General features: G+C 29.1%; 1 protein-coding gene. It reads left to right on the top strand.

Going from position 1 to position 1,293, the window contains the following annotated elements; translation table 11 throughout:
- Positions 1 to 262: 262 nt before the first annotated feature.
- Complete coding sequence (locus G551_RS0112365; RefSeq protein WP_027885848.1) at positions 263 to 1,240, top strand: Fic family protein; 978 nt, start codon at positions 263 to 265, stop codon at positions 1,238 to 1,240.
- Positions 1,241 to 1,293 lie beyond the last annotated feature (53 nt).

Genomic DNA, 1,293 nt, shown 5'->3' with positions numbered 1-1,293 from the left:
TTTTTTCCTTGCATACCATGAAATTAATCTTTTTTAGTAAATTGTGCAACAAGCACAATGTATAACCGCAATTACGGCGGATTCGACTACGTCCGAATCCACTCGGAATTGCTAACGCCTGTGCTAAACCGAAAAATTTGCGTACTTTAACCCGTAACTGACGGTTATACGAGACCGTTGTGCCCAATTAAAAAAATCGCTCTCAAGTGAAATTCATTCATAAATGATTGTATCTTTGATAATATCAAATGATAGTATCAAAATGAATCCTCCTTACGAAATAACTCCAGAAATTTTAAAACTTATAACTTCAATCTCAGAAAAAATTGGAGAAATAAATGCGACTTATCTTAACAGACCTTCTCCTAAATTAAGAAAACAGAACAAAATAAAAACTATTCATTCTTCACTGAAAATAGAAGGAAATAGTTTGACAGAAGAACAGATAACGGCTTTACTTGAAAAGAAAAGAGTTATTGGTCCAAAAAAAGACGTTGAAGAAGTTCTAAATGCCATAGAAATCTATGAGAATTTAAATCAATACGATCCAAACAGTGAAAAATCATTTTTAAAAGCACATCAGCATTTAATGAAAAACCTAATTGATTATGCCGGAAAATATAGAAGACAAGGAGTTGGAATTGTAAAAGGATCAAAAGTAGAACATTTAGCTCCGCCTTTTGAAAATGTAGCTTTCCTAATGAAAGACCTTTTCAAGTATTTAAAAAATTCAGATGAAATAGAATTAATCAAAAGTTGTGTATTTCATTATGAAATGGAATTTATTCATCCATTTTTAGATGGGAATGGCAGAATGGGAAGATTATGGCAAACTTTAATTTTAATGGAAAAATATCCGATCTTTGAATTTTTGCCATTTGAAACAATGATTAGTAATGACCAAGAAAAATATTATAAAGCATTAGCCCAAAGTGATAAATCAGGAAAATCAACAAAGTTTATCGAATATATGTTAGCTGTCATTGATGCTTCAATCAATAAATTATTAGATTTTAATAATAGAACATTGAATGAAAATGATAGACTTGAATATTTTATTTCATTAAATAAAAATGAGTTTTCTAGAAAAGATTATATGGATATTTTTAAAGATATTTCTTCTTCAACAGCCAGTAGGGATTTAAAAAAAGGTTTGGAATTAAATCTATTCAAGAAAATTGGAGAAAAGAATAAAACTAAGTACAAAATAATAACTGGGCACAACAAAGAACTGAGGTAAAAAGCAACTCTTTTCTTCCTTAATTTTAGAGCATATTTATCCTGTACTAAAAC

Source organism: Mesonia mobilis DSM 19841, assembly GCF_000423405.1.
GTDB classification, from domain to species: Bacteria; Bacteroidota; Bacteroidia; order Flavobacteriales; family Flavobacteriaceae; genus Mesonia; species Mesonia mobilis.
This window is presented reverse-complemented; position numbering and strand designations above follow the sequence as displayed.

Coding starts and splice junctions, on each gene's coding strand:
- G551_RS0112365 (WP_027885848.1), top strand. CDS start 263: ATGAATCCTCCTTACGAAATAACTCCAGAAATTTTAAAACTTATAACT.